Origin of the sequence: Streptomyces thermolilacinus SPC6 (assembly GCF_000478605.2) — a bacterium.
In the GTDB taxonomy this organism is placed as follows: Bacteria; Actinomycetota; Actinomycetes; order Streptomycetales; family Streptomycetaceae; genus Streptomyces; species Streptomyces thermolilacinus.
Genome location: NZ_ASHX02000001.1, coordinates 6,345,165 through 6,370,173, shown reverse-complemented (window position 1 = coordinate 6,370,173; position 25,009 = coordinate 6,345,165). Strand labels below are relative to the sequence as shown.

The window sequence follows — 25,009 nt, the reverse complement described above, 5'->3', positions numbered from 1 at the left end:
CGCTACAGGAACCTCCGGAACGGAGCGACCGCCGCCTCCCGCAGACGCTGGGGGGCGGCGCGGTGTTTCCAGCGGGACAGGTCGATGGCCGTGCTGCGGGCGATGTCCTCGTCGTAGTGCGCGTCGAGGGTGGCGGTGAACTCCCGGTCGAGCACGGCGAGCATGACCTCCTCGTCGTGGTCCATGGAGCGGCGGTTGAAGTTCGTGGAGCCGATGAGCGACGCCACCCGGTCCACGGTGATGATCTTGGCGTGCATCATGGTCGGCTGGTACTGCCAGATGTCCACCCCGGCCTCCAGCAGGTCGCGGTAGTAGGCTTGCCCGGCGAGCAGGGACGCGCGTTGGTCGGTGTACGGGCCGGGCAGCAGGATCTCCACCCGTACGCCCCGCCGCGCCGTGTCGCGGAGCAGGTCGACGAAGTACCTGTCGGGCGCGAAGTAGGCGGTGGCGAGGCGGAAGCGCTCCTCCGCCGAGGTCAGCATGACGCGGATGAGCGTCTGCATGTCCTGCCAGCCGATGCTCGCGGAGCCGCGGACGACCTGGACGACGGACGTGCCGTGCTGGGCGTGCTCGGTGAAGCGGTCGCGCTCGTCGTACAGCTCGTCGTGGCACTCGGCCCAGTTCTGCGCGAACGCGGCGGCGACGCCGTCCACGGCCGGGCCGCGGACCCGCACGTGCGTGTCGCGCCACTCGGCGGGGTTCCGGGCGTCGCCGCACCACTCCTCGGCGATGCCGACGCCACCGGTGAACGCCGTGTGCTCGTCCACGATGAGCGCCTTGCGGTGGCAGCGGTGGTTCTGCTTGAACGGGGACAGCCACACCGGCTTGCGGAACCAGGCGACCTGCACGCCGGCCGCGTCCATGTCGTCGAGGAGGTCCGTCTCTATCCGCCGGGCGCCGAACCCGTCGAGGAGCAGCCGTACGCGGACCCCGGCGCGTGCCCGGTCGGCGAGCGCGGCCGCGAAGTCCCGGGCGATCTGGCCGCGCCAGTACACGAACGTCATCATGTCGATGGTGTGCCGGGCGGCGCGGATGGTGTCCAGCATGGCGGGGAAGATCTCGTCACCGTTGCGCAGCGCCACGAGTTCGTTCCCCTCGGTGGCGGCCACGCCGATGAGCCGTTCCAGTCGCCGTCTGAGCCGCTGCTCGCGTTCGTGGCCGGCGGTGGGGCTGTCGGTGGTCATCTGGCGCCTTTCGGTGACGTGGGCTGGGCTTGGGGTGCGTGCGGTGCTTGGGGGCTTCCGGCGTCTGTGGTGCTGGTGACGCTCCTCGAGGAGCGGGGCCCGCTGGGCGCGGGCAGTGTGATCCGGGCGCGGGCTGGTCGGCGCGGGCGGTCGGTGCTGTCGGGGGGCGGTGCCGTCCGCTCGGCGGACAGCCGCCCCGTACTGTCGGCGCCGTCAGGGGCGGGGGTTCGTACGCTGCCACCGGGGGCGCGCGTCGCCGCCGCGGCGTCCGGCGGCCGACGCGCAGCGGGGGCACAGGCGCTGGACCCGGTCGGCGGCGCCTCCGGAGTCGGGGAGCGCGTCCGTCCAGGTCACATGAGGAAAGCGTGTCAGCTGGGACCGGCTGAGGGAAAGCCCGCAGACGGTCTCGTTCCGGCCGGGCTCCCAGGCGTGGACCTCGCCGGCGGGGAGCCTGCGCCGCAGCCCGTCCTCCTCTTCGGTCCACCGCCCGGAGGCCGCGACCGCGTACTTCTTCGGTGCCATACGGTTCGCGTACCCCGCGGCTCGCCCGTCACGTCGGCCGTACCCCTCCGGTCCCCCAGAACCCGGTAAGGGCCCGGACGAGGGCCTCGGGAGCGTCCTCCGCGATGTGGTGGCCGGATTCGATCGGGCCGCCTTCCAGCCGGGCCCCCGCCCAGTCGCGCCACACGCCCAGCACCTCGCCGTAGAGGTCGGCCATGTCGTCGCGGGTGGCCCACAGGACTTGCACGGGGCAGGTGACGCGCCGCCCGGCCCGGCGGTCGGCGTCGTCGTGCGCGCGGTCGATGCCGAGCCCGGCCCGGTAGTCCTCGCACATGGCGTGCACGGTGGCCGGATCGTGGATGGCGCGACGGTAGTCCTCGTACGCCGCGGCGCCCATCTGCTGAGGGGTGCCCTGGTACCAGGCGTCCGGGTCGGCGTTGATGACCCGCTCGGCGGGCTTGGCGCTCTGTCCGAGGAAGAACCAGTGCCACCAGCTCGCGGCGAACGTCGCGTCGCAGCGCCGCAGCGCCTCACCGATGGGCACGGCGTCGAGCACGCTCAGCGCGGAGACGGCCCGCGGATGGTCCAGGGCGAGGCGGGTGGCGACGTACGCGCCCCGGTCGTGACCGACGACGGCGAAGCGCTCGTGCCCGAGCCCGCGCATCACGGCCAGGCAGTCCGCCGCCATGGCGCGTTTGGAGTACGGGCGGTGGTCCGCGTCGGTCGGGGGTTTGGACGACCGGCCGTAGCCGCGCAGGTCGGGGCAGACCACCGTACGGCCCGCGGCGGCCAGGAGCGGGGCAACGCGGTGCCACGTCGCGTGCGTGCGCGGATGGCCGTGCAGAAGCAGCACCGCCGGGCCGCTGCCGCCGAACCTGACGCGCAGCGTCGCCCCGTCGCCCTCGCGACTGGCCAGTGTGAAGCCGTCGAACATGTCGCTCCTCGTGTACGGCCGCCGCTCCCGCCTGGGCCGGTCCCGGAAAAGCACTACTTCCGTGCCGTGCGCGCTGCGTACGATCCCCCGCATGCCACGACCCGAGGGTTCTCCTACGTCCGGCGTGCCGACGGCACGATCCTGATCGCCCATCACCAGCGCTCCCCCGCCGCGCTGCGCGGCCGGCGCGCCGCACGCTTCCTGGCCGAGGTTGAGTCGGGCGACGCCCAGCTGGTGATGGCCCGCTGGACGGGCGCGTACAAGTTCGGCAACGAACGCCGGGCCCGGCAGCACCCCCGCAACCGCGGGCGGGGTCCTGACCACACCGCGGCCGACGGCGTGGTCATGGGCCGGTCACCGCCCTCGTACCCCCGGCGGCCGGTACGAGGGCGGTGGGGCGGCTCGTCAGACGACCTCGCCGCGCCAGGCGCCGGTTTCCGTACCCCGGCTCTCGATGAAGGACTTGAACCGCTCCAGGTCGCCGCGGACCTGCCGCTTGACGAAGCCCAGCTTGTCGCCGACGGTCTCCGCCACGCCATCGGGCTCGAAGTCCATCTGGAGCATGACCTTGGTGGTGGAGTCGTCGATGCGGTGGAAAGTGACGACCCCGGCCTGCCTGGCCTCGCCGTCCACGGTCGTCCAGGCAACGCGCTCGTCGGGGATCTGCTCGGTGATCCTGGCGTCGAAGGACCTGCTCACCCCGTTCACGTTGGTCGTCCAGTGGGTGAGCGTGTCGGTGCGCTGTTCGATCCGTTCCACGCCCTCCATGAACTGGGGGAACGTCTCGAACTGGGTCCACTGGTCGTACGCGGTGCGGACCGGAACGTCCACCGTGACGGATTCCTCGACCTGCGACATGGGGAAGTCCTCCTCCTCGTCGGCGCGGCCCAATCTCGGGAGCCGCGCGCTCCGCTTACCGGAGACGGTCGTGTACCCCCGTCCCGGAAAGCCATGACCACCACGTGCGGGCGGCGTTGGAGACGGGCGAACGCGGCTGAGGCGGCGAGGGTGGCGGTGGCGGTTGGGACCGCGGTCTGACGGTGGCGGTCGGGGGTCGCGGTGGCGGCAGAGGCGGTCGGAGCCCCGGCGGGGTCCCGGGCGGCCAGTTGCCGGAACGGGCCAGGGCCCCCGGAGCGTGTGCTCCCGGAGGCCCCGGCGTTCGCCTGTTCGGCGGATCAGGCGGGGGTGATGTTCTCCGCCTGCGGGCCCTTCTGGCCCTGCGTGATGTCGAAGGTCACCGCCTGGCCCTCCTGGAGCTCGCGGTAACCCGAGGCGTTGATGTTGGAGTAGTGCGCGAAGACATCCGGACCGCCGCCGTCCTGCGCGATGAAGCCGAAGCCCTTTTCGGAGTTGAACCACTTCACGGTTCCGCTGGCCATGCTCATGCCTCTCAGTCGATATCGGGCCCACACCGCGCGGGCCCGGAGGTGATCGCCCTGGTTCTCAGGCACTGCACAGCAAGAAGCCCACGCCTCAGCGTGGGCAGGAACTGCGAACCACGACATCTGCCAATGACGCTACACCGCGAAAACGCTCATCACCAGAGAGCAACTGCCCCCCGCTTGTTGGCGTCGCCCCGAAACCACCCACCGGCGGACAACCCGCCGCCGTACCCCGGCCGCGTGTCACCTCACCCGCCGTGCGCTTCCCGAGCCGCCGTGACGAGCCCGAACAGGCGTGTCCCCGACCGGAACCGACGGGCCCGCCCGGCGTGCGCCCGGGCGGGCCGCAACAAGAGCGTCGCACGGGGCGCGTGATGACCCGTCCGGGTGAGTCCGAGCAGCCCGGAGCCCCCCGGCGCGGGCTGGGGGGCTCAGTGGTGCGGGCACCCCGTACGGGGTGTGCCGCCGGGCCGATCAGAGGCGGCCGCCGGTGAGCCGGGTGACGGGGCCGTGGGCGCGGCGGACGGACCTGCGCCCACCGGCGTAGGCGCCGACCGCCACGGCCGCCGCCGCGGCGACGCCGCCCGCGGTGACCGGGTTGGCCTTGAGGAGGCCCAGCGCCGGTACCGCGGCCTTGCGCCAGACGCCGTTGACCGTGGAGGTGAGCACCTGGGTGGACACCGCCAGCGTGCCCGTCGCCTTCTCACCGGCCTTGCCCGCGGCCTTCTCGCCGGTCTCCCGCACGCGGTCGGCGGCGGAACGCGCCGTACGCCCGGCCGACTTCGCGGCCGAACCGGTGGCGGAACCGGCCTTCCCGTTCGCCGAGCCGCCCGCGCTCGTCGTCGTGCCCTTGCTCTGGTTCTTGTCCGTTTCACTCATGGACAGCGCGTAACCCGTCGAGGGCCGCGAAAACCGTTTCGCCGAAGACGGCTTGAAGAAGCCGCCCCTGCCGCCGCCCCGCCCGCTCACCCGCGAGGAGGCCGTAGCTTCCGCCCGGACGGCGGCTCGTGCACACCGCGCCCACGCCCGCAGGGCTTTCGAGCCTCGGTTCCCGCCTCGCGCCCGTACGGGGACGCGACCGCACCGAGGCCCCGGCGCTGCTCCCCGTCGTCAGAACGTCCTGCGCACGGCCCTGGGCCTGCTCCTGCTCTCTGCCCATGGTCCTGCTCGTGCTCCTGGTGACGAGACGACGGCCGCCACTCGTGCGCCGCCTCCTGCCCATTGCCCATGGGCCCCCGGGCCCGGGCCCCGGGCGATTCAGTCGATGAGGCCCAGCCGGACCGCCTGGACGCCCGCCGCGAAGCGGCTGTCGGCGCCCAGCTTGGCGACCAGGGCGGTCAGCAGGCGGCGCAGGGTGCGTTCGGAGCAGCCCAGTCGGCGGGCGATCGCCTCGTCCTTCGCCCCGGCGGCGAGGAGGGCGAGGACTTCGCGCTCCCTCGGCGAGTAGTCCTCTGGCGCGCCGCCCGTTCCGGGGCGCCTGACCGTGGAGGCCGCCGGGTGGCCGGTGGCCCAGTGGTGTTCGAAGACACGGACGAAGGACTCGGCGAGCCGCGTGCTGTGCAGGATGACGTCGCCGGAGGCCTCGGCGTGTCCATCGGCTGTGCCGACGGCCATGACGGTGACGGCCCGGTCGAAGACGTTCAGGTGGAGCGGTACGGTCGCGGCGACCCGCACCTGGGCACCGTGGTCCATCAGGACGGAGAGGTAGTGACCGACGCCGGTGCGCCGCAGGGCCCGCGCGGTCACCAGGAGCCGCAGGTCGATGCCGCGTTCCAGCAGCCGCACGTCGGACTCCACACCGGCTTCCAGCACCTCCCTCCCCGGGAAGCTGGTGCGCATGCACAGCACCTGTTCCTGGCAGAGCACGTCCAGATCGTCGAGCCGCTGGCGCAGCCGGGTGCGGTCGTCGAAGAACTCGGCTTCAACAATGTCCCAACGGGTGGGCGCCATGTCCGGAAGCAGCCTGAGCACGTCGTCCACGGCCTCCAGGCCGCGGTGAAGCTCCTCGCGGCACCGGTCGATCCGTGACCGGTGCTCGGCCACCAGCTCGTGCAGGGCCCGCTGGGGTGAACGCACCCGCTGGTGCTCCCCGTCGAGCAGGCCCCGGTCGGCGAGCCAGCGCCGTACGTCCTCCGGCAGCGATTCCGTGTCCTCGGCCAAGGGCTCCCGCGCGTCAGCGGCGCCCGTCTCCTGAGGTCGCGCCATCCGCTGGACGAGCGCCTCGTAGGCGGCACGACCCATGGCCAGGTCGCGGCTCTGCTCGTCGGGCTCACCCCGGTCCGCCTCCGGCGCGCGGGGCGGTGCTCCGGGTGCCCCCGCGGGCGGCCGGTGGGGGATCTTCGATGACATGGACAGGACCATAAGACGCTCGCTCGATCTTTGGCCATGGCCGGCCACCTTCCCTTCACCCTCGTGTCCGATGGCGGTCATGCCTGATTCGGCCGTGGTCAACTCGTCATGGCCGTCGCTATGTTCAACGCCGCGCCGGGAAATCACCTCGGACCGCCGGGCGGAGATCCCGACCCGCGGCCCCTGGCCCCGGCGCGCGTCGGGCGCCCGTCATGAAGAACGGGAGACCGGCGGGAACGGGTCCTCCATCGGCCCGTTCCGATGCCGTACCGCACGACAGCCGTCACGGCGTCCGCCGCCGTACCGCGCTGTTCAACCCCCCGCACGCCGCCCATCCCCAGTCGCCCGGTCACCGCTGGTGCCCGTACGGCGTGGTGGCGCGCTCCCCCACACCCGGCCGGGTCTGTGGTCCGGCCGGACTCACGATGAGGTGTTCGCTTACCCATGCGCAGAAGTCACATCGGTGCCCTCGTCCTGGCCGTCCCCATGGCCCTCTCCCCCACTCTCGCCTCCGCCGCCACCGCGGCCGAGCCGGCGCCCGCCCCGCTGTTGAAGGTGGCGGAGGCGCCCGCCGCGCAGGAGATCAAGGGCCGCTACATCGTGACCCTCAAGGCCGGTGCCGACGCCGCCGGTCTCGCCAAGACCGAGTCGGTCAAGACTCGGCACCTGTACCGCAACGTCCTCAACGGCTTCGCCGCGGACCTCAGCCCCGCCCAGCTCGAGGAGCTGCGGCGCGACTCCCGCGTCCTGTCCATCGAGGAGGACCAGAAGGTCACCGCCACGGCCACGCAGACCAACGCCCCGTGGGGCCTGGACCGCATAGACCAGCGCAGCGGCCGCGACGGCCTGTACACGTACAACCGCAACGGCACGGGTGTGACGGCGTACATCATCGACACGGGCATCGCGACGGGCCACGCCGACTTCGGCGGCCGCGCCCGCAACGTGTTCGACGCGTTCGGCGGCAACGGCCAGGACTGCAACGGTCACGGCACGCATGTCGCGGGCACCGTCGGCGGCGCCACCTACGGTGTGGCCAAGGGTGTCCAGCTGCGCGGTGTGCGCGTGCTCGACTGCCAGGGCTCCGGTTCGTTCTCCGGCATCATCGCGGGCTTCGACTGGGTCCGTCAGAACGCCGTCAAGCCCGCCGTGGCCAACGCGTCGCTGGGCGGCGGCTACTCCGCGGCCCTGAACAACGCCGCGACCGCCCTGGCCAACTCCGGCGTCCACCTGGCCGTCGCCGCTGGCAACGAGAACCAGAACGCGTGCAACGTGTCCCCCGCCAGCGCGTCCGGCACCATCACCGTCGCCGCGTCGGACTCCTCGGACCGCAAGGCCGGCTTCAGCAACTTCGGCAGCTGCACCGACCTGTACGCGCCGGGCGTCAACATCAGCTCCGCCCGCGTCGGCGGCGGCTCCACCACGATGAGCGGCACCTCGATGGCGTCGCCGCACGTCGCCGGTGTGGCAGCCCTCTACAAGTCGGCCTACGGCGACGCGTCCAGCGCGACCGTCAACAACTGGCTGATCGGCAACAGCACCGCGAACGTCATCGGCGGCAACATCAGCGGCACCCCGAACCGCCTGCTGTTCAAGTCGACTCTCTGAAGCCCCGCCCACGTGGCGCGTCCCTGACGGGCACCCCCGCGTGAGCAGAGGTCCGCGCCGGACGTCCGGGCCCGGTCAGTGTGCCGCTGACCGGGCCCGGGCGTATTCCGGCGACAGCGGCGGACGGGCCCGTCCGCGCGGCCGGTTCGACCGCCGTCGTATACGGCACGGAAGGCGGCGGCTCCCCGCTCGACCCCGACCCCGGCCCCATCTGACCGATGAGCGTCGAGCCGACGGCCTCGGTCCGGTCATCCAGACGTGTCCTCATGCGATTCCCCCGTTCAGGGCCTGCCCTTACATCTTGAGAAACACCACGCCGGGCAATCGTGTTGCACCCCGTACTTCACATGGCGGCGCGCCGCCGTCCGGAAGGAACCCGAGGCGGGTGTCTCGCGCGTCGGGGAGCCGCTGCGGACGTAAGGATTCCCCAGGCGCGCTCCCCGAGCGCGATAGTGGTGTCGTACACCCGTACCAAGGAAGGGATACGCCGCGATGGCACAGCAGGTCCGAGGGGTCGTGGCCCCGGGGAAGAACGAGCCCGTGCGGGTCGAGACGATCATCGTCCCGGACCCCGGCCCCGGCGAAGCGGTGGTGAAGGTGCAGGCCTGCGGCGTCTGCCACACCGACCTCCACTACAAGCAGGGCGGTATCAACGACGACTTCCCCTTCCTCCTCGGCCATGAGGCGGCGGGAGTGGTGGAGTCCGTAGGACCGGACGTCACCGATGTCGCCCCGGGCGACTTCGTGATCTTGAATTGGCGGGCCGTCTGCGGCAAGTGCCGGGCATGCCGTCGCGGCCGGCCCTGGTACTGCTTCGACACCCACAACGCCACGCAGAAGATGACGCTGGAGGACGGCACCGAACTGTCGGCGGCGCTCGGTATCGGGGCCTTCGCCGAGAAGACGCTGGTCGCGGCCGGCCAGTGCACCAAGGTGGACCCGTCCGTCGCGCCCGCCGTCGCCGGGCTGCTCGGCTGCGGCGTGATGGCCGGCATCGGCGCTGCGATCAACACCGGCAAGGTCGGCCGGGGCGACACGGTCGCCGTCATCGGCTGCGGCGGCGTCGGCGACGCGGCGGTCGTGGGGTCGCGCCTCGCGGGCGCCGCCCGCATCATCGCGGTGGACATCGACGACCGGAAGCTGGAGACCGCCCGCTCGATGGGCGCCACCCACACCGTCAACAGCCGCACCTCCGACCCCGTCGAGGCGATCCGCGAGCTGACGGGCGGGTTCGGCGCCGACGTCGTGATCGAAGCGGTCGGGCACCCGGAGACGTACCGGCAGGCGTTCTACGCCCGCGACCTGGCGGGCACGGTCGTTTTGGTCGGCGTGCCGACCCCCGAGATGAAGCTGGAGCTCCCGCTCCTCGACGTCTTCGGGCGCGGCGGCGCTCTCAAGTCGTCCTGGTACGGCGACTGCCTGCCGTCGCGTGACTTCCCAATGCTCATCGACCTGCACCAGCAGGGCCGCATCGACCTGGGCGCGTTCGTCACCGAGACGATCGGACTCGACGACGCCGAGAAGGCCTTCGCCCGGATGCACGAGGGTGACGTCCTGCGCTCGGTGGTGATCCTCTGATGGCCGCGCGCGTGGAGCACCTCGTCACCACCGGCACGTTCTCGCTGGACGGCGGCACCTGGGACGTGGACAACAACGTGTGGATCGTCGGGGACGACGCCGAGGCCATCGTGATCGACGCCGCGCACGACGCCGACGCCATTCTGGCCGCCCTCGGCGGCCGGGCGCTGCGGGCCGTCGTCTGCACCCACGCCCACGACGACCACGTCAATGCCGCCCCCGCGCTCGCCGACGCGACCGGTGCCCCGATTCTGCTGCACCGGGACGACCTGCCGCTGTGGAAGCTGACCCACCCCGGCCGCCACCCGGACGGCGAGCTGGCCGACGGTCAGGAACTCACCATCGCGGGGACCGGCCTCACCGTCCTGCACACCCCTGGCCACGCCCCCGGCGCGGTCAGCCTCTACGCATCCGAGTTGGGCACCGTGTTCACGGGTGACACCCTCTTCGCGGGTGGGCCGGGCGCCACCGGGCGCTCCTTCTCCCACTTCCCGACGATCATCGACTCGATCCGCGACCGGCTGCTCACCCTGCCGCCGGAGACCGTCGTGCGTACGGGACACGGTGACACGACCACGATCGGTGCCGAGGCTCCCCAGCTCGACGAATGGATCAAGCGGGGGCACTGACCGACACCCGGCGGCCGACCACCACATCGGCCACCGGCGGTGAGGACGGGCCGGTGGGCTCCGGGCTTCCGCGCGGCAGCCGCCGGCGGATGCACGTGGCCTCCGGCCCGTCCTCACGGACAGGCGGCTGCCGCGCCCGACTCGAACAGTCGGGTGCCCCAGTCCTGAGCCGAACCGGCGATCAGCTGACGTGGGCGGCGATGGTTCGCGCGCACACCAGGGCCTCGGTGTGCGTCGTGTCCACCTCCACGTCGTACACCACCCCTTGGTGCACCGCCTCCGCCTGCGACGCGGCCATCCCCTGGATGCGGTCGCCTCGCGCGATCTCACGGCCCGCGGCGACCGTGCTCTCGCACCGGACGCCGACCCACAGCACGTTCAGATCGCCCAGGGCCTCCCGCCACCGCTGCTGGGACGCCGCTCCGCCGAGGAAGACGTCGTCGATGACGATCCTGGCGCCCGCACGGGCCATCGCCGCGATGCCCTGCGCCCAGGCCGCCTCCAGCGCCCGGAACTCCGCTCCGACGCTCACGGCGCCATCCTCGGCGAACACGATTCCCCCGTCCGACGCCTGCATCCTCGCGGGCATGGCGTCGACGAACGAGTCGCATCCGAACGCCAGCCACGGCTCCGGCAGTACGGCTTGCAGGCACCGTACGATCCCGGACTTCCCCGAGCTGGAACCACCGTTGAGAATGATCATCTGAGTCGTCACCGCGCCACCCTAAGGCGCTTCCCACACGTCACGAAGCGAATTTCGGTGCCCACCGCTCCATCGCCGGCGCCCGGGGCCTCCGCCGCCTCGAGGACGCCGCGTGACACGACCCGGAGTCCAATGATCACCCCGTCCCCGGCCTCCCGCGCCACACCGAACGCAGAGCAGCGTCTCCTCGTCCACTCCGTGGTGGCGGCCGCCCCACCCGGCGGTCGGCCTCGCCCGCGGCATCCGGCGGGCTTGGGCACGGCGGCACAGGGGCAGCCTGTGCGAGGCAACCCGCGCGGGGCGGGACGCGTCTTCCCGCGCGAGCGTGGCAGACCCAACGGCGGACGAAGGGGACAAGACCGACGTGACCAGTGACAAGGCCCGGAAGCTGTTCGAGGCGCTGGACCTCGACAACGACGGGACGCTGACCCGCGAAGAGGTGATCATCGCCCTGCGGACGAAGGGGCCGTCCCTCGCCGCGGCCGGCGATCTGCCGTTCTGGGGGCTGGGCGACACCGACGCGTCCTCCGCGCTGTTCGACAGCGCCGACCAGAACGGGGACGCGGTGCTGACGCTGGAGGAGTTCGCGGCAGTCGTGGATCGCCGGTTCGGCTGGACCTGAGCGGCACCCGGCCGGGAACGGAGTCACGCCGCAGCGTTCCGGCGAGGCGCCCCGGCGGGGGGCGCCATCGCCGGGGCAGGTCCGGCAGGCGGATGGGCGCGGCCACTCAGCAGGTAAGGATCGCAAACGAGTGCGCTCCTATACTGCGGTCCATGCGACGACATCACGCCATACTTCCCCGCGCTGGACGGGCCCGCCGGTGAGCGGGACCTCCGAGGCCGGGACGGCACACGAGGCCGAGGGCCCGCCAGCAGTCCGGCGGCGGCGCGTCCTCGCCGATCTGACGCCCCTGCGCACCAGTCCGGACTACCGCCGCCTGTGGGTGGGCAACACGATCTCCTGGACCGGGCAGGGGATGACCACCCTCGCGGTCTCCCTGCATGTGTACGACCTGACGAAGTCGAGTTTCTCGGTCGGCCTCGTCGGCCTGTGCTCCCTCGTGCCGCTCGTCACGTTCGGCCTGTACGGGGGCGCCGTGGCGGACAGGGTGGACCGTCGGCGCCTGGGACTCGTCAGCGCGGTCGGGCTGGCGCTGCTCTCGGCGGTGCTGGCCGCCGGTACGGTCGCCGGACTCCACCATGTGGCGTTCCTGTACACGGTGGTGGCCCTGCAAGCGGTCTGCGGTGCCGTCAACTCGCCCGCCCGGCAGGCGATGATCCCCCGGCTCCTGCCGAAGGAGCAGCTACCGGCGGCCAACGCCCTGTCGTCGATCACCACGACGTCCGGCGCGCTGATCGGCCCCATGCTGGGCGGGCTCGTCGTCGGGGCGTGGGGGTACGAGACCGCGTACCTGATCGACGCCGTGGCCTTCAGCGCCGCGCTGTACGCGATGTGGCGGCTGCCCGCGATGCCGCCGCAGCACACCGACGGGGCGAAGCGGCCGTCCGTGCTGGACGGGCTGCGGTTCCTGGCCACGCGCCCGAACGTGCGGATGACGTTCTACACGGACTTCTGCGCGATGATCCTCGCCCACCCGCGTGCGCTGTTCCCGGCGCTGGCGGTGCTCTCGTACGACGGCGACGCCCGGACGACCGGTCTGCTCGTCGCCGCGCCCGCGATGGGCGCCCTCCTCGGCGGGGTCTTCTCCGGGTGGCTCGGCAGGATCAACCGCCACGGCCTGGCCATCGTGCTGTCGGTCGCCGCGTGGGGCGCGGCGACGGCCGTGTTCGGGCTGACCCGCGATCTCTGGCTGGGTCTGCTGTTCCTCGCCGTGGCGGGCTGCGCGGACACCGTCTCCATGGTGTTCCGGTCCACCGTGCTCCAGAGCGCGGTTCCCGACCATATGCGGGGCCGCCTCCAGGGTGTGTTCATCGTCGTGGTCGCGGGCGGCCCCCGCGCCGGCGACTTCCTCGCCGGTACGGCCGGTGACGTGTTCTCGCCGACGACCGCCGTGGTCGCCGGGGGTGTCGCGTGTGTGGTGGCGGTGACCGTTCTGGCCCTGGTCCGCCCGGGGTTCCTCCGCTACGACGGCCGGACGCCGCAGCCCTGAACCGACGCCGTACGGCCGGTTTCCGAACTCGGGTGCATACCTGGGCCGATCGCGGGCACCAGGAGGTGACCCGGGCCCGGCGCCGCTTCCCCCCGACCGGCGCCGGGCCCCAGGCCCCGCCACTCACCTGTCCCGGTGGCGGGGCCTCTTCCTTGGGGTTGTCCCTTGGCGCTGCCGCCCTGACAGCGCGCCACCGCCGCAGGCCGGCGTACCGCGGCTCACGTCTGACGGGGGCGACGGGGGGCGCGTACCGGGCCCGATGGCGCGGGAGGCGCGTGCCGTCCCGGGGGGCGGAGGCGCGTGCTGTCCCGGGGGCGGGGTACCCGGACGGGGTCCTCCACCCCGAGGGAGCCGAAACCGTGATCATCACCGCCTGCCTCCTGCTGCCGCTCATGGGAGTGCTGCTGTACGGCATGGACCGCTGCGAGGACTGGCTCAAGGGCGACTCGTCCGCCCGCCGCCGCCACGCCCGCCCACGCCATCTGCGCCTGATCCACGGCGGCGCGCGGCCCGCCTCCCCGGCCCGTCGGCACCGGGACGCCGCGTGAAACCCATTCGAGCCGCGCGGTGTTTGTACGGATAGAGGGATCAGCCCGCGGCACCCGCGCCGTCCGGCCTCCCTCGTCCATACCAGTCGAGGCACACGACGAGGGCGTCGTCGTCCAAGGGGGGCTCACCGTGATGTTCGGACAGCGCGCGCAGTACGGCACTGGGCACCTGCGTCGGCGGCAGGAGACGCGTCGCGGTCAGCGCGCGCGGCAGGGCCCGCTCACCGTAGCTCTCGCCGCTGCCGGAGACCGCGTCGTACACCCCGTCGCTGGCGAACAGCAGCCGGTCACCGGGCAGGACCGTGAAGTGCTCCGGGGTGTACACGGTGTCCTCGAACATGCCGAGCGGCAGCTGCGCGTCGAAGGGGCACGCCTCGACGGTCCTGTCGCGCAGACGCCACAGCCGGGGAGAACCGGCGTCCACTGCCTCCACCTCTCCGGTGGAGAGGCTGAACCGCAGGAGCAGCACCGACACGTGCGCGCGGCCCCGGTACTGCGCGTAGACCGCCTGGTCCGCCAGGGTGGCCTGACCGGCGAGGTCGAGCCCGGCGCGCCGGGCGTTGCGCAGGGCGTTCACGGCGAGGTTCGTCAGCAGGGCCGCGTCGATGCCCTCGCCCATGCCGTTGGCCACCGTGAGGGTGAGGTGGTCGGAGGAGACGGACCAGTCGTAGTTGTCCCCGAAGACGGCGTAGGCGGGCTCCAGTTGGGCGCCGAGGGCGAACTCGGGGCGCGTGCAGGACCGGCCGGGAAGGAGCTGCCACTGCATCTCCGCGGCGAGGGTGAGCCGGGTGGCCCGCCGCGCCAGGACGTACACGTCGGTGTCGCGTTCCGCGACGAGGATCTCGTGGCCCAGCGCGTCGCAGACCTGCTGCAGCTCGGGGAGGGTGGACCGGAGGTCGGTGTGGCGGGGAAGCTCCACGGACAGCACGCCGAGGCGGTCGCCCCGGATCGTGACCGGGAGATGCACCGCGACGGGGCCGGTCTCCGGGTCGCCGAGGACATACGGCTCCTGGGAGCCGAAGGCCCGGCCCTGCGGGCTCCCGTGGACGGGCACCGGTTCCACCGGTTCCGTCACCCAAGCCGGGGCCTCGACGTCCTGAAGGGACCGCATAGCGTAGTCCGCCATGCGGAGCGTCACCTGCCCGGCTCCGTACCGCTCCGCGAGAGCGGCCCTCACGACCTCGGGCAGGGTGTGCGGCGCGGCGCGGCGCAGGGCCCGCTCCAAGGCAGCGATCTCTTCCACGTCATCCGTCTTCTCGTATGTCTGTTCATCCGGCTTCTGGCGCGTTCCGGAACGGGTGACCGTTCCTTGGTAGGCAGAAGTCGGCCTGATTCTAGCCGGACGACAACAGTTGCCGAGATGCAAGTGTCGTGGCCGGTCCCGTACTTGCCGACTCCTCTTGCAGCTTTCCGCCCGGCGCTCCGAGCAGGCCGGGCGTCCATGGACGTGACGCCTTCAGGTGAACGCGTCCGGCGTACAGCCGACGGCCCGGTCCCGGTGGCGGAGCCCACGACCGGCGCCCGCAGCCACGCGCACCGCGGCTTCCCGCTGCACCTGGAGCCGGCCACGGCGGACGCCGTGGCGGCGGTGCACGACCCGAACCCGGAACGGCCGGTGCGGCGAATAGCCGACGCACGGTCGGCGGGCGGCGAGACCGGCTCCTACTCACTGGACCTCCTCGCCGCCGCGCGGGGTGTCGAGGCGGGCGGGAGCGGCCAACGGGTGTGGGCCCGGGTCGCGCGCCCCTCCCCCACGGCCTGACCGAGCGGCACCGGACCCGGTGCCGCCCGGCCGAGAGTGCTGAGTCTTGCCCGCTACTCGATGTGGATGCCGATCAGGCAGGTGTCGTCGTCCGTGTCGGAGCGGCTGTGTGTCAGCAGCCGGTCCAGACGCTGCCCGAGCGACGGCGCCGGGCCGCGCGCCGTGGTCAGCAGGTGGTTGAGCGAGTCCTGCACGGCCGTGTCGCGCCGCTCCACCAGGCCGTCGGTGTACATGAGCAGGGAGTCGCCCGGCTCCAGCGTGACCTCGGCCTCCTCGTACTCCGCCTCGGCGAGCGCGCCGAGGAGCAGACCCTGCGGCATCGGCAGCGGCTCTGCCTCCTCCGCACGCACCAGCACGGGCGGGAGGTGACCGGCCCGAGCCCAGCGCAGGACCCGCGTCACCGGGTCGTACACGCCGCACACGGCGGTGGCCGTGACCTGCTCGGTGAGGTGGTGGGCCACCATGTTGAGCCAGGCCAGCAGCTGGGCGGGGCCCGCCCCGGTGACGGCGAGGCCGCGCATGGCGTTGCGCAGCACCACCATGCCCGTGGCCGCCTCGATGCCGTGGCCTGCGACGTCACCGACACACAGCAGGATCTGCTTGGACGGCAGGACGACCGTGTCATACCAGTCGCCGCCGACCAGCGACTCGGACTCGGCGGGCCGGTAGCGCACGGCGACGTCGAGGCCCGGCGCGTTGAGCGGGGCGCGGGTGGGCGGCATGATCGCGTGCTGGAGCTGGAGCGCCAGCCGGTTGCGCTCGGCGGCCTCCTGCTCGGTCTGGGCGAGCTGGTCGCGGGTCGCGGCGAGCGCCACCTCGGTCCAGTGCTGCGACGAGATGTCCTGGTAGGCGCCGCGCACCGCGACGAGACGGCCGTCGGTGTCGAGGACCGGCTCGGCGATGACCCGGATGTGCCGGGTGACGCCGTCGGGGCGGCTGAGCCGGAACGCGACCGTGTCGGACCGGCCGTGGTGCAGGACGGCCCGCAGGAAACGGCCGATGGCCACCCCGTCGTCCGGGTGGGCGTGCGAGGCGAGGTCCTGGAGCGACACGGGGCCCTCGGTCTGCGCGCGGCCGTACAGGGAGAACAGCTGGCCGTTCCAGGTGATCTCACCGGTCGTCAGGTTCTCCTCGAAGCCACCGACGCGGCCGAGGCGCTGGGCGTGCTGGAGGAGGCTGGCGAGGCGGGCGGTCTCGTCCTCGATGCGCCAGATGAGGAGGACGCCGCCGCCGTGCCGGCTGACGCTGATGTCGGCGAACACGGCCAGGGGCACCTGATCGACGAGGGCGGTCAGCGTGGTCCGGCGCGCGCGGAACGGCTCGCCGGTCGCGTAGACGCGTTCGACGTTGCCGAAGAGTTCGCTCTCCCCGGCGGCCATGGGGTACGCCTCCAGCAGCAGCGCGCCGGTGACGGCGGAGCGCGGCCGGCCCGCGGGGTCCTGGAAGTGGTGGTTGACGTGGCGGATGCGGAAGTCGGCGAGCCGTCCCTCCGCGTCCAGGTGCGGGGTGAGGACCAGCGCGGGGTCGTACAGCCCGTCGGACAGATCCACCAGCTCCGACACGTCGGCGAGCTCCCGGGAGACGCCCGGCGGGTGCGCCGCGGATGCCGGGAGGGTCTCCAGGGTGTGCGCGCACAGCTCGGCGAGCGCCTCCAGCTGCCGTACGACCGGCTGTGGCTGGGGGCGCAGCGGGGCGGGCCAGCAGATCTCCAGGACGCCGTGGACCCGGCCGCCGGTCCCGGCGGGCATGGCGATGCGGCCGCCCTGCGGGAAGTCGGCGCGGCCGATGGACGGGACGCCCGACTCGGCGAGCGAGGTGATCCGTACGGTCTCGCGGTCGTCCAGGGCACGACGGGCGACGGTCGCCACGCCCGGCGGCACGTACCGCCAGCGGCTCGCCTCCTCGACACTGAAACCGGCGTGGCCGGAGAGGGTGAGGGACCCGTCGGAGCCGGCCGTCCACACGGCGGCGCCGGTCGCGCCGAGCGGCGCCAGGGCGTGCTCCAGCAGCGACTCGACCACCCGCTGGGTGTCGTCGGCGGCCAGCGCGGCGCTCTCCGCCGTGCGCAGCCGCACGCCCACGGATACGTCGCTGTCCTCGTCGGTGCACGGCTCGCCGCCGGTGCGGCGGACGAAGTCGTCCACGACGTCGGCGACATGGTCGCGGGCGGCCTGGTTGACGATGTCGGCCGCGAGTTCCAGCGGTGCGACACCGGCCTGTTCGGCCAGCTCGGACAGCTGCCGCGCCGCCTGCGCCGGTCCGCAGCGCAGGCGCTCGATGAGCACGCCCTTGGCGAGTTCGATGAGGGCCCGCCCGTCGGCGGCGGCCTGTGCGGCGCGCACCTCGGCCCGCAGGCGTTCCACGGTGGCGGCGAGCCGCCCGACCGCGGAGTCCTGGTCCTGGCGGCCCGCCGGGGATGGGTGGATGGCGTACGGGACGGGGAGTTCGGCGGCGCCACCCGTGGAGAGGTCCGCCACCGGGCCCGCTGTGTCCGGCGCGTACGGCGTGCCCTTGGGCTCGGGGCCGCTGCGGGTCTCGGGGCTCGTCATCGCGCGGACTCCGCCCCGGTGGTGCGTACGCGCATCCAGTGGCGGACGCGGGCGATGAGGTCGTGCGCGTCCACCGGCTTGGTGACGTAGTCGCTGGCGCCCGCCATGATGCTCTTCTCCCGGTCGCCGGGCATCGCCTTCGCGGTGACCGCGATGACGGGCAGGCCGGTGTACTCGGGCATGCGGCGGATCTCGGCGGTCGCCGTGTATCCGTCCATCTCCGGCATCATCACGTCCATCAGGACGAGGTCGATCTCGGGGTGCTCGCGCAGCGTCTCGATGCTCTTGCGGCCGTTCTCCGCGTGCAGCACGCGCAGGCCGTGGAGTTCCAGGATGCCGCTGAGCGCGTAGAGGTTGCGGGCGTCGTCGTCCACGACGAGGACCGTTCGTCCCTGGAGCACGTCGTCCACTTCGCGTGGCGGTTCCGGGGTGGTCACGTCCTCGGTGCGGACGAGCGGCACGACCACGTTGCCGGGCTGCTCGGCGGACAGGTGCAGGGCGATGCGTTCGCGCAGCTCGTCCAGGCTGGACAGGACTTCGAGCGGCCGGCGGCCGGCCCGTTGCCGCAGGGCCTGCTCCTGGTCGCGGTCGTGGCGGCGGCCGGTGTGGGCGAGGACCGGCACGGTGCGCAGGGCCGCGTCGCCGTCCATGGCGTCGAGGAACCGCAGGGCCTCGCTGTCGGCCATGTCCAGCTCCAGCACGACGCAGTGGAACGGCTCCGTGGCGAGGGCGGCGGCGGCCTCCTGCGCGCCGACGGCGGCGATGACCTCCAGGTCCACTCCGTCGCCGGGGTGCGTGTCCCCGCCTCCCACCTCGGCGACGGCGCTCTCAGCGACGAGGGACAGCAGACCGCGCGGCCGCTCCTCGATCACCAGCAGGCGGCGCGTCGGGCGGGGGCGCGGCGCGACGGCCGTTCCCCGCCGGGTTCCCTCCGGCAGCTCGTGGGACGGCTCGGTGTCCCCGGCCGTGGCGCTGGGGAGCGCCGGTGCGGGCTCGGCACGGAAGTCGGTACGGGCGACGGGCAGGTACAGGGTGAAGGTGCTGCCCTGTCCCGGCACGCTCTCCGCGGTGACGGCGCCGCCGAGGAGGTGGGCGATCTCGCGGCTGATGGACAGGCCGAGGCCGGTGCCGCCGTACTTGCGGCTGGTGGTGCCGTCGGCCTGCTGGAAGGCGCCGAAGATGCTCTCCAGCTGGTCCTCGGCGATACCGATGCCGGTGTCCTTGACCCGGAACGCGGCCACGGGGCCGTCGGCCCGGGAGACGGTGGCGGGTACCTGGTCCTCGGGGACCGGTTCGATGAGCAGCTCGACGCTGCCGTGCTCGGTGAACTTCACCGCGTTGGACAGCAGGTTGCGCAGGACCTGGCGCAGCCTGGAGTCGTCGGTGAGCACGTCGGTGGGCACGCCGGGCGCCGTGGTGATGGCGAAGTCGAGGCCCTTCTGCGTGGTCATGGGCCTGAAGGTCGCCTCGACGTAGTCGAGGAGCCCGCGCAGCGGGACCCGCTCGGGGTTGATGTCCATCTTCCCCGCCTCGACCTTGGACAGGTCGAGGATGTCGTTGATCAGCTGGAGCAGGTCGGAGCCTGCCGAGTGGATGATGCCCGCGTACTCGACCTGCTTCGGCGTCAGGTTGCGCGTGGGGTTCTGGGCGAGCAGCTGGGCGAGGATGAGCAGGCTGTTGAGCGGGGTGCGCAGTTCGTGGCTCATGTTGGCCAGGAACTCGGACTTGTACCTCGAGGCGAGGGACAGCTGCTGGGCCCGCGCCTCCAGCTCCTGGCGGGCCTGCTCGATCTCCAGGTTCTTGCGCTCGATGTCGCGGTTGCGGTCGGCGAGCAGGGCCGCCTTCTCCTCCAGCTCCGCGTTGGAGCGCTGGAGTTCGTCCTGCTGGACCTGGAGTTCCTCGGAGCGTGCCTGGAGCTCGGCGGCCAGCCGCTGCGACTCCTCCAGCAGCTCGTCGGTGCGGGCGTTGGCGACGATCGTGTTCACGTTGACGCCGAGCATCTCCATCAGCTGCTCGAGGAAGTCGCGGTGGACGGAGGTGAAGGGCGTGAAGGACGCCAGCTCGATGACGCCGAGGACCTGCTCCTCCACCATGATCGGCAGGACGATGACGCTGCCCGGGGTCATCTCGCCGAGGCCGCAGGTGATGCTGATGTACTGGCCGGGCACGCCGTCGGCGGCGATGGTGCGCCGGCTGAGCGCGGCCTGGCCGACCAGGGCCTCCCCGAGGCGGAACCGGTCGGGCAGCTTGTCCCCGGCCGGGCGTCCGTACGAGCCGACGAGCCGCAGTTCCGTGCCGTCGGAGGCGTCCTCGGCCAGGTAGAAGCCGCCGTACTGCGCCGACACGAGCGGGGTGAGCTCCTGCATGACCAGCCCGGCCACGGTGGGAAGGTCGCGGTGCCCCTGCATCAGGCCGGAGATGTGGGCGAGGCTCGTCTTGAGCCAATCCTGCTCCTCGTTGGCGCGGGTCGTCTCGCGCAGGGACCCCACCATCGCGTTGATGTTGTCCTTGAGCTGGGCGACCTCGCCGGACGCCTCGACGGTGATGGAGCGGGTCAGGTCGCCCTCGGCGACGGCGCTGGCCACCTCGGCGATGGCGCGGACCTGGCGGGTGAGGTTCCCGGCCAGCTCGTTGACGTTCTCGGTGAGGCGCTTCCAGGTGCCGGAGACGCCCTCCACCTCGGCCTGGCCGCCGAGCCGGCCCTCGCTGCCGACCTCGCGGGCGACGCGGGTGACCTCGGCGGCGAAGGAGGAGAGCTGATCGACCATCGTGTTGATGGTCGTCTTGAGTTCGAGGATCTCGCCGCGCGCGTCGACGTCGATCTTCTTCGACAGGTCGCCGTTGGCGACGGCGGTGGTGACGAGGGCGATGTTGCGGACCTGGCCGGTCAGGTTGTTCGCCATCGAGTTGACGTTGTCGGTGAGGTCCTTCCACGTGCCGGCGACGTTCGGCACGCGGGCCTGGCCGCCGAGGATGCCCTCGGTGCCGACCTCGCGGGCGACGCGGGTCACCTCGTCCGCGAACGCGGAGAGGGTGTCGACCATCGTGTTGATGACCCCGGCCAGCGCGGCGACCTCGCCCTTGGCCTCGACTGTGATCTTCTGCGACAGGTCGCCCTTGGCGACCGCCGTCGCGACCTGGGCGATGGACCGCACCTGCCCGGTGAGGTTGGACGCCATCACGTTGACGTTGTCGGTGAGGTCCTTCCACGTGCCGGAGACGCCCCGGACGGTCGCCTGGCCTCCCAGGTTGCCCTCGGTGCCGACCTCGCGGGCGACCCGCGTCACCTCGTCCGCGAACGCCGAGAGCTGGTCGACCATCGTGTTGATGGTCTCCTTCAGGGCGAGGATCTCGCCGCGGGCGTCCACGCGGATCTTCTGGGAGAGGTCGCCGCGCGCCACGGCGGTGGTGACCTCGGCGATGGACCGCACCTGGGCGGTGAGGTTGTCCGCCATGACGTTGACGGACTCGGTGAGGTCCTTCCAGGTGCCGGAGACGCCCTTGACGTCGGCCTGACCGCCGAGCCGGCCCTCCGTACCCACCTCACGGGCGACCCGCGTCACCTCGTCCGCGAACGCCGACAGCTGGTACACCATCGTGTTGATGGTGTTCTTCAGCTCCAGGATCTCGCCCCCCGCGTCCACATCGATCTTCTGCGACAGGTCACCCTTGGCGACCGCCGTCGCCACCTGCGCGATGGACCGCACCTGGGCGGTGAGGTTGCCCGCCATGAAGTTCACGGAGTGGGTCAGATCGCGCCAGGTGCCGGAGACGCCCTTGACGTCGGCCTGACCGCCGAGCCGGCCCTCCGTACCCACCTCACGGGCGACCCGCGTCACCTCGTCCGCGAACGCCGCCAGCTGGTCCACCATCGTGTTGATGGTGTTCTTCAGCTCCAGGATCTCGCCCCGCGCGTCCACATCGATCTTCTGCGACAGGTCACCCTTGGCGACCGCCGTCGCCACCTGCGCGATGTCCCGGACCTGCGTGGTGAGGTTGCCCGCCATGGCGTTGACGGAGTCGGTCAGGTCGGCCCACGTTCCGGACACGCCGGGCACGACCGCCTGGCCGCCGAGCGTCCCCTCCGTACCGACCTCGCGGGCGACGCGGGTCACCTCGGAGGTGAACAGGGACAGCTGGTCCACCATGCCGTTGAAGACGGTGGCGATCTCACCGAGGAGGCCGTCCGCGCCCTCGGGCAGACGGGTGCCGAAGTCGCCGTCCCGCACCGCCGTCAGACCGGCCAGGAGCTTGCGCAGCTCCTGCTCGCCGACCGCACCCGTCTGACGCTTGCGCGGTCGCGCGGGGCGGGGATTCTCGACCGTGTCAGTCATGACCATCCTCGTGAGCGCTCGCCGAGGTCCGGGGGCCCTCCCCGCGAACCGTTGTCATGCGGCAAATGTCGCCAGCCTACCGTGCGCACCTCCGTCCCCGGGAACGGATCGGTCCGCCCGACGGCACCCCGCACGTGACAACGATCACCGCCCGCGTACGGCTCCCGGACCTCGTGCCGGGGTGCCGGACAGGCGCGGCGCGGACGCCGCACGCGCTGGTGGGGGGCCGCGTCCTTGGGCGGGCAAATGGCGGAAAGATAAGGTTGTTCCGCGGGCAAGCGCCCCGTCGTCGATGGTGCGCCGCGCGCGCAGTGCGTTCCCTCTTGAGCATTGCGGTGCGGGGCCGGCGCCGTGAGCCGACTACGTGTGATCGGGAGTGCACTGATGGACGCCAATCCCACATCATCCGCGGACGGGTCCAGCGATGCCGCCCGGACGGCGGGCGAGGTCATCGAGCTGCTGGAGATGCTCTGGGAGCACGGCCGGGAGATGGTGTCGCCCGCTCCCGTGTCGGCTACGCAGCTGAGGGTGCTGTACGCGCTGGAGCGGGAGGACGGGATCAACCTGCGGACACTCAGCGAGCTGCTGGGGTCGGCCCCCTCGTCGGTGAGCCGCCTGTGCGACCGGCTGGAGGCCCTCGGCTTCGTCGAGCGGTTCCCCAGCTCGGTCAGCCGCCGCGAGCTGGAGCTGCGGCTGACCAGCCCGGCGAAGGCGTACCTCGGCGATCTGCGGGGCCGTCGCGAGGAGGTGCTCACCGCGTCGATCGCGGCCATGCACCCGTCGACCCGCGCGTCGCTGCTGGAGGGCCTGCGCGGCTTCCGCAGCTCCCTGGAGGGCGTCCAGCCGGTACACCTGCGGCACGCGGACCTCACGGACGCCGAGTCGGCCTGACCGGGCCGACGCGAGGGAGGCGCAGATGTGGAGCGGGCGGCGGCCGCTGCGTGGCGCTGGACGCGGACCGGCCACGGGGCTTCGCGGCCCGCACATTCCATGATCTTGGTTTCTCTTCTGTGCCATGCTCGTCGGCATGGCACAGGATCACTCGGATACGGCGCTGAGCGTCGGCCATCAGGACCGGGAGCTCGCCGAGCGGCTGTCGACAGGGCTCGACGAGGTCAACTTCGCCGCGACCGGCACCACACCCGCCGACCAGGGCGCCCTGTCGGTCAGGGCCGTGGACGAGGCCGGGGAACTGATCGGCGGGCTGACCGCCTGGACCTGGGGCGGGCTGCTCGGCATCGAGATGCTGTGGGTGCGCGAGGAGAGCCGCCGGGACGGCTGGGGCGGCAGGCTGCTGCGGGCGGCCGAGGAGGAGGCGCGGCGGCGCGGCTGCGACCGCGCCTGCGTGTCGTCGTTCACCTTCCAGGCTCCGGAGTTCTACCAGCGCCACGGGTACGTCGAGACGGGCCGGACGCTCGGCATACCCGGCGGCGCGGAGGACGTCCACATGTACAGGCCGCTGGTGCAGGCCCCCGTACCGGGAGGACCGCCGGCTGGCTAGTAGGCGTTGCGCTCCGCCTCGGCGTGCCACCAGCCGGGCGGGGAGTCCCCGGTGACCCGGGCGGTCGGCTGGTCCGGGTGCAGGCCGAGCCGCCGGAGGGCGTCGGGGTGCACGGAGACGTCGAACCAGCCGTGCATGTGGCCGTCGGGACCGATCCCGCAGGCCAGTTGCCAGCGGACCTCGTGTGGGGCGAAGGGCATCCAGTCGATGCCGCGCTCACGCAGTCAAGCGCGGCAGGCCGCCATCGGGTGGGGGCGGCCCGGCAGGTTCTCGTACGCCGCGACGGTGATCCAGTCGGTGCTCGGTGTCTCCATGCCGTTCAGGATGCCAGGCGCCGCGGGTGCCCACCACGGCGATTTCCTCCGCCCCGCCGCGAGGGCCGGTTCACTCCGGGCGCGTCCAGGACGGGTCGCGGCCGGTGAGGGCGAGCAGGCGCTCCCACGGGGACGCCCCGGCGCCCGCGTCGGGCAGCGGGTGTTCCGGTCCGAAGGCGCCCATGGTCCGCCCGGTCGGCGCCAGCTCCCGGAACGTCCCGAGCACGTCGTCGACCACGGCCGGGTCGGGCGCGTACTCCTGCCCGGTGGCCAGCGCCAGGTCCCAGGCGTGGATGACGAGGTCGCCGAGGACCATCCGCCCGACCACGGCCGCGGGCAGGCCCATCGCGCCGGCCGTTCCCTCCTCGGCACCGGGCTCGGCCCACGCGTCCACCAGCGCTGCGGTCTCCACGGCGAAGGAGTCACGCCAGTCGGCGCGCCTGCACACGTCCTCCGCCTCGACGGAGAAGTCGACGTCCTTCTTCGCGGCGAGCAGCTGGAAGTTGACCACGACCTGGTGGAGGTGCCCGAGCAGCGCCCGCACGTCGTACTCGCCGCACGGCGTCGGGTCGGCCAGCCGCTCGTCCGGGATGGCGCGGATGACGGGAAGGGAGCGCTCGGCCGCCGTACGGAGCAGTTCACTGAGTGGTTTCGTCATGGGCCGAACCGTAGCCGGGGGCGCCAGAGGCGTGTTGAGAAATGGCCACACCGCCCGCCTGGGATCGGCGCACGGCCCGGAACGCGTCGGGTCGACAGGGGGCGTCGTCGAGGCTCGGTATCTGCTGGCCCGGGTACGGCGGTTCTGGCGGCGGTAGTACGGCGACGAGGCCGCGTGGGGCGGGGTCGCCGGGGTCGGGCTGGAGCCGTCCACGTAGAAGCTGGAGGGCGGCGGCCGGATGTGCGGCACGCGGTTCCGGCCGGGCGGCTTCCGGCCGTTCGCGTACCGGGACGAGGCGGCGTGCCGTGTCGCTGCCGGAGGCGTACGAGGAGCTGGGCGCGGGACCGAGCGGGGTTGTCCCAAC

Annotated in this window: 22 protein-coding genes and 1 pseudogene; 10 read left to right on the top strand and 13 right to left on the bottom strand. The window is 72.5% G+C overall.

What is annotated here, in order from left to right; translation table 11 throughout:
- Positions 1–2: 2 nt before the first annotated feature.
- From J116_RS27680 to J116_RS27670, 3 genes are all read right to left on the bottom strand, one after another.
- The gene (locus J116_RS27680) at positions 3–1,184 is read right to left on the bottom strand and encodes a phospholipase D-like domain-containing protein (RefSeq protein WP_023590345.1); all 1,182 of its coding nucleotides are present in this window, start codon (positions 1,182–1,184) and stop codon (positions 3–5) included.
- A gap of 213 nt (positions 1,185–1,397) precedes the next feature.
- Entirely contained in the window at positions 1,398–1,706 is a 309-nt protein-coding gene (locus J116_RS27675; RefSeq protein ID WP_023590344.1) for a hypothetical protein, read from the bottom strand.
- A 28-nt stretch (positions 1,707–1,734) separates the two neighbouring features.
- The gene (locus J116_RS27670) at positions 1,735–2,619 is read right to left on the bottom strand and encodes an alpha/beta fold hydrolase (RefSeq protein ID WP_023590343.1); all 885 of its coding nucleotides are present in this window, start codon (positions 2,617–2,619) and stop codon (positions 1,735–1,737) included.
- Positions 2,620–2,710: 91 nt separating this feature from the next.
- On the opposite strand from J116_RS27670, the pseudogene J116_RS31125 reads away from it, so the two are divergent.
- Positions 2,711–2,931 (top strand): annotated as a pseudogene (locus J116_RS31125) (hypothetical protein); the annotation flags it as partial.
- Positions 2,932–3,024: 93 nt separating this feature from the next.
- Here J116_RS31125 and J116_RS27665 read toward each other — a convergent pair.
- The 4 genes from J116_RS27665 to J116_RS27645 all read right to left on the bottom strand — a co-directional run bounded on the left by J116_RS27665 (position 3,025) and on the right by J116_RS27645 (position 6,350).
- Positions 3,025–3,477: an SRPBCC family protein gene (locus tag J116_RS27665; protein ID WP_028964612.1), complete on the bottom strand. Its 453-nt coding sequence runs from the start codon at positions 3,475–3,477 to the stop codon at positions 3,025–3,027.
- A 317-nt stretch (positions 3,478–3,794) separates the two neighbouring features.
- Positions 3,795–3,998: a cold-shock protein gene (locus tag J116_RS27660; RefSeq protein ID WP_028964611.1), complete on the bottom strand. Its 204-nt coding sequence runs from the start codon at positions 3,996–3,998 to the stop codon at positions 3,795–3,797.
- 477 nt (positions 3,999–4,475) lie between these two features.
- Positions 4,476–4,880 carry a hypothetical protein gene (locus J116_RS27655; protein WP_023590340.1) on the bottom strand — a complete coding sequence of 135 codons (405 nt, stop codon included), beginning with the start codon at positions 4,878–4,880 and terminating at the stop codon, positions 4,476–4,478.
- Between the two features lie 378 nt (positions 4,881–5,258).
- Positions 5,259–6,350: a helix-turn-helix transcriptional regulator gene (locus J116_RS27645; protein WP_079147951.1), complete on the bottom strand. Its 1,092-nt coding sequence runs from the start codon at positions 6,348–6,350 to the stop codon at positions 5,259–5,261.
- 444 nt (positions 6,351–6,794) lie between these two features.
- On the opposite strand from J116_RS27645, the gene J116_RS27640 reads away from it, so the two are divergent.
- The 3 genes from J116_RS27640 (at position 6,795) to J116_RS27630 (ending at position 10,165) form a co-directional block, all read left to right on the top strand.
- A complete protein-coding gene (locus tag J116_RS27640; protein WP_023590336.1) occupies positions 6,795–7,958 on the top strand; it encodes a S8 family peptidase in 1,164 nt (387 codons plus the stop codon).
- 492 nt (positions 7,959–8,450) lie between these two features.
- Positions 8,451–9,536, top strand: coding sequence for an S-(hydroxymethyl)mycothiol dehydrogenase (locus J116_RS27635; protein WP_023590335.1), 1,086 nt, complete (start codon positions 8,451–8,453; stop codon positions 9,534–9,536).
- Positions 9,536–10,165 (top strand): MBL fold metallo-hydrolase, encoded by a 630-nt coding sequence (locus J116_RS27630; protein WP_023590334.1) that lies wholly within the window; start codon positions 9,536–9,538, stop codon positions 10,163–10,165. The genes J116_RS27635 and J116_RS27630 overlap by 1 nt, the downstream gene beginning before the upstream one ends.
- A gap of 181 nt (positions 10,166–10,346) precedes the next feature.
- On the opposite strand, the gene cpt is transcribed toward J116_RS27630, so the two are convergent.
- Positions 10,347–10,868 (bottom strand): chloramphenicol phosphotransferase CPT, encoded by a 522-nt coding sequence (gene cpt, locus J116_RS27625; protein ID WP_037948503.1) that lies wholly within the window; start codon positions 10,866–10,868, stop codon positions 10,347–10,349.
- 364 nt (positions 10,869–11,232) lie between these two features.
- On the opposite strand from cpt, the gene J116_RS27620 reads away from it, so the two are divergent.
- From J116_RS27620 to J116_RS27610, 3 genes are all read left to right on the top strand, one after another.
- A complete protein-coding gene (locus J116_RS27620; protein WP_023590331.1) occupies positions 11,233–11,490 on the top strand; it encodes an EF-hand domain-containing protein in 258 nt (85 codons plus the stop codon).
- 199 nt (positions 11,491–11,689) lie between these two features.
- The gene (locus tag J116_RS27615; protein WP_023590330.1) at positions 11,690–12,979 is read left to right on the top strand and encodes an MFS transporter; all 1,290 of its coding nucleotides are present in this window, start codon (positions 11,690–11,692) and stop codon (positions 12,977–12,979) included.
- 359 nt (positions 12,980–13,338) lie between these two features.
- Positions 13,339–13,527 (top strand): hypothetical protein, encoded by a 189-nt coding sequence (locus tag J116_RS27610; protein ID WP_023590329.1) that lies wholly within the window; start codon positions 13,339–13,341, stop codon positions 13,525–13,527.
- Positions 13,528–13,567: 40 nt separating this feature from the next.
- On the opposite strand, the gene J116_RS27605 is transcribed toward J116_RS27610, so the two are convergent.
- The gene (locus J116_RS27605) at positions 13,568–14,770 is read right to left on the bottom strand and encodes a PP2C family protein-serine/threonine phosphatase (RefSeq protein WP_023590328.1); all 1,203 of its coding nucleotides are present in this window, start codon (positions 14,768–14,770) and stop codon (positions 13,568–13,570) included.
- Between the two features lie 255 nt (positions 14,771–15,025).
- Between J116_RS27605 and J116_RS27600 the strand changes: the two genes are divergently transcribed.
- Positions 15,026–15,289, top strand: coding sequence for a hypothetical protein (locus J116_RS27600; RefSeq protein WP_023590327.1), 264 nt, complete (start codon positions 15,026–15,028; stop codon positions 15,287–15,289).
- A 53-nt stretch (positions 15,290–15,342) separates the two neighbouring features.
- On the opposite strand, the gene J116_RS27595 is transcribed toward J116_RS27600, so the two are convergent.
- Both J116_RS27595 and J116_RS27590 read right to left on the bottom strand, forming a co-directional pair.
- On the bottom strand, positions 15,343–17,838 hold the full coding sequence (locus J116_RS27595; RefSeq protein ID WP_023590326.1) for a SpoIIE family protein phosphatase: 2,496 nt from the start codon (positions 17,836–17,838) through the stop codon (positions 15,343–15,345).
- Positions 17,835–22,172, bottom strand: coding sequence for a HAMP domain-containing protein (locus tag J116_RS27590; RefSeq protein WP_023590325.1), 4,338 nt, complete (start codon positions 22,170–22,172; stop codon positions 17,835–17,837). Before J116_RS27590 ends, J116_RS27595 begins: the two co-directional genes overlap by 4 nt.
- A 384-nt stretch (positions 22,173–22,556) precedes the next feature.
- On the opposite strand from J116_RS27590, the gene J116_RS27585 reads away from it, so the two are divergent.
- Both J116_RS27585 and J116_RS27580 read left to right on the top strand, forming a co-directional pair.
- On the top strand, positions 22,557–23,063 hold the full coding sequence (locus J116_RS27585; RefSeq protein ID WP_023590324.1) for a MarR family winged helix-turn-helix transcriptional regulator: 507 nt from the start codon (positions 22,557–22,559) through the stop codon (positions 23,061–23,063).
- Between the two features lie 136 nt (positions 23,064–23,199).
- Positions 23,200–23,673, top strand: a complete 474-nt coding sequence (locus tag J116_RS27580) for a GNAT family N-acetyltransferase (RefSeq protein WP_037948500.1) — start codon at positions 23,200–23,202, stop codon at positions 23,671–23,673.
- Here the strand turns inward: J116_RS27580 and J116_RS27575 are convergent.
- A complete protein-coding gene (locus tag J116_RS27575; RefSeq protein ID WP_023590322.1) occupies positions 23,670–23,873 on the bottom strand; it encodes a hypothetical protein in 204 nt (67 codons plus the stop codon). The two genes, J116_RS27580 and J116_RS27575, sit on opposite strands and share 4 nt — an antisense overlap.
- Before the next feature lie 184 nt (positions 23,874–24,057).
- Positions 24,058–24,645 (bottom strand): TIGR03086 family metal-binding protein, encoded by a 588-nt coding sequence (locus J116_RS27570; RefSeq protein WP_023590320.1) that lies wholly within the window; start codon positions 24,643–24,645, stop codon positions 24,058–24,060.
- Positions 24,646–25,009: the final 364 nt, after the last annotated feature.

Bases quoted from the DNA above. Each gene is read 5' to 3' on its own strand.
- J116_RS27680 (WP_023590345.1), bottom strand. From the start codon at position 1,184: ATGACCACCGACAGCCCCACCGCCGGCCACGAACGCGAGCAGCGGCTC.
- J116_RS27675 (WP_023590344.1), bottom strand. From the start codon at position 1,706: ATGGCACCGAAGAAGTACGCGGTCGCGGCCTCCGGGCGGTGGACCGAA.
- J116_RS27670 (WP_023590343.1), bottom strand. From the start codon at position 2,619: ATGTTCGACGGCTTCACACTGGCCAGTCGCGAGGGCGACGGGGCGACG.
- J116_RS27665 (WP_028964612.1), bottom strand. From the start codon at position 3,477: ATGTCGCAGGTCGAGGAATCCGTCACGGTGGACGTTCCGGTCCGCACC.
- J116_RS27660 (WP_028964611.1), bottom strand. From the start codon at position 3,998: ATGGCCAGCGGAACCGTGAAGTGGTTCAACTCCGAAAAGGGCTTCGGC.
- J116_RS27655 (WP_023590340.1), bottom strand. From the start codon at position 4,880: ATGAGTGAAACGGACAAGAACCAGAGCAAGGGCACGACGACGAGCGCG.
- J116_RS27645 (WP_079147951.1), bottom strand. From the start codon at position 6,350: ATGTCATCGAAGATCCCCCACCGGCCGCCCGCGGGGGCACCCGGAGCA.
- J116_RS27640 (WP_023590336.1), top strand. From the start codon at position 6,795: ATGCGCAGAAGTCACATCGGTGCCCTCGTCCTGGCCGTCCCCATGGCC.
- J116_RS27635 (WP_023590335.1), top strand. From the start codon at position 8,451: ATGGCACAGCAGGTCCGAGGGGTCGTGGCCCCGGGGAAGAACGAGCCC.
- J116_RS27630 (WP_023590334.1), top strand. From the start codon at position 9,536: ATGGCCGCGCGCGTGGAGCACCTCGTCACCACCGGCACGTTCTCGCTG.
- cpt (WP_037948503.1), bottom strand. From the start codon at position 10,868: ATGATCATTCTCAACGGTGGTTCCAGCTCGGGGAAGTCCGGGATCGTA.
- J116_RS27595 (WP_023590326.1), bottom strand. From the start codon at position 17,838: ATGACGAGCCCCGAGACCCGCAGCGGCCCCGAGCCCAAGGGCACGCCG.
- J116_RS27590 (WP_023590325.1), bottom strand. From the start codon at position 22,172: ATGACTGACACGGTCGAGAATCCCCGCCCCGCGCGACCGCGCAAGCGT.
- J116_RS27585 (WP_023590324.1), top strand. From the start codon at position 22,557: ATGGACGCCAATCCCACATCATCCGCGGACGGGTCCAGCGATGCCGCC.
- J116_RS27580 (WP_037948500.1), top strand. From the start codon at position 23,200: ATGGCACAGGATCACTCGGATACGGCGCTGAGCGTCGGCCATCAGGAC.
- J116_RS27575 (WP_023590322.1), bottom strand. From the start codon at position 23,873: ATGCCCTTCGCCCCACACGAGGTCCGCTGGCAACTGGCCTGCGGGATC.
- J116_RS27570 (WP_023590320.1), bottom strand. From the start codon at position 24,645: ATGACGAAACCACTCAGTGAACTGCTCCGTACGGCGGCCGAGCGCTCC.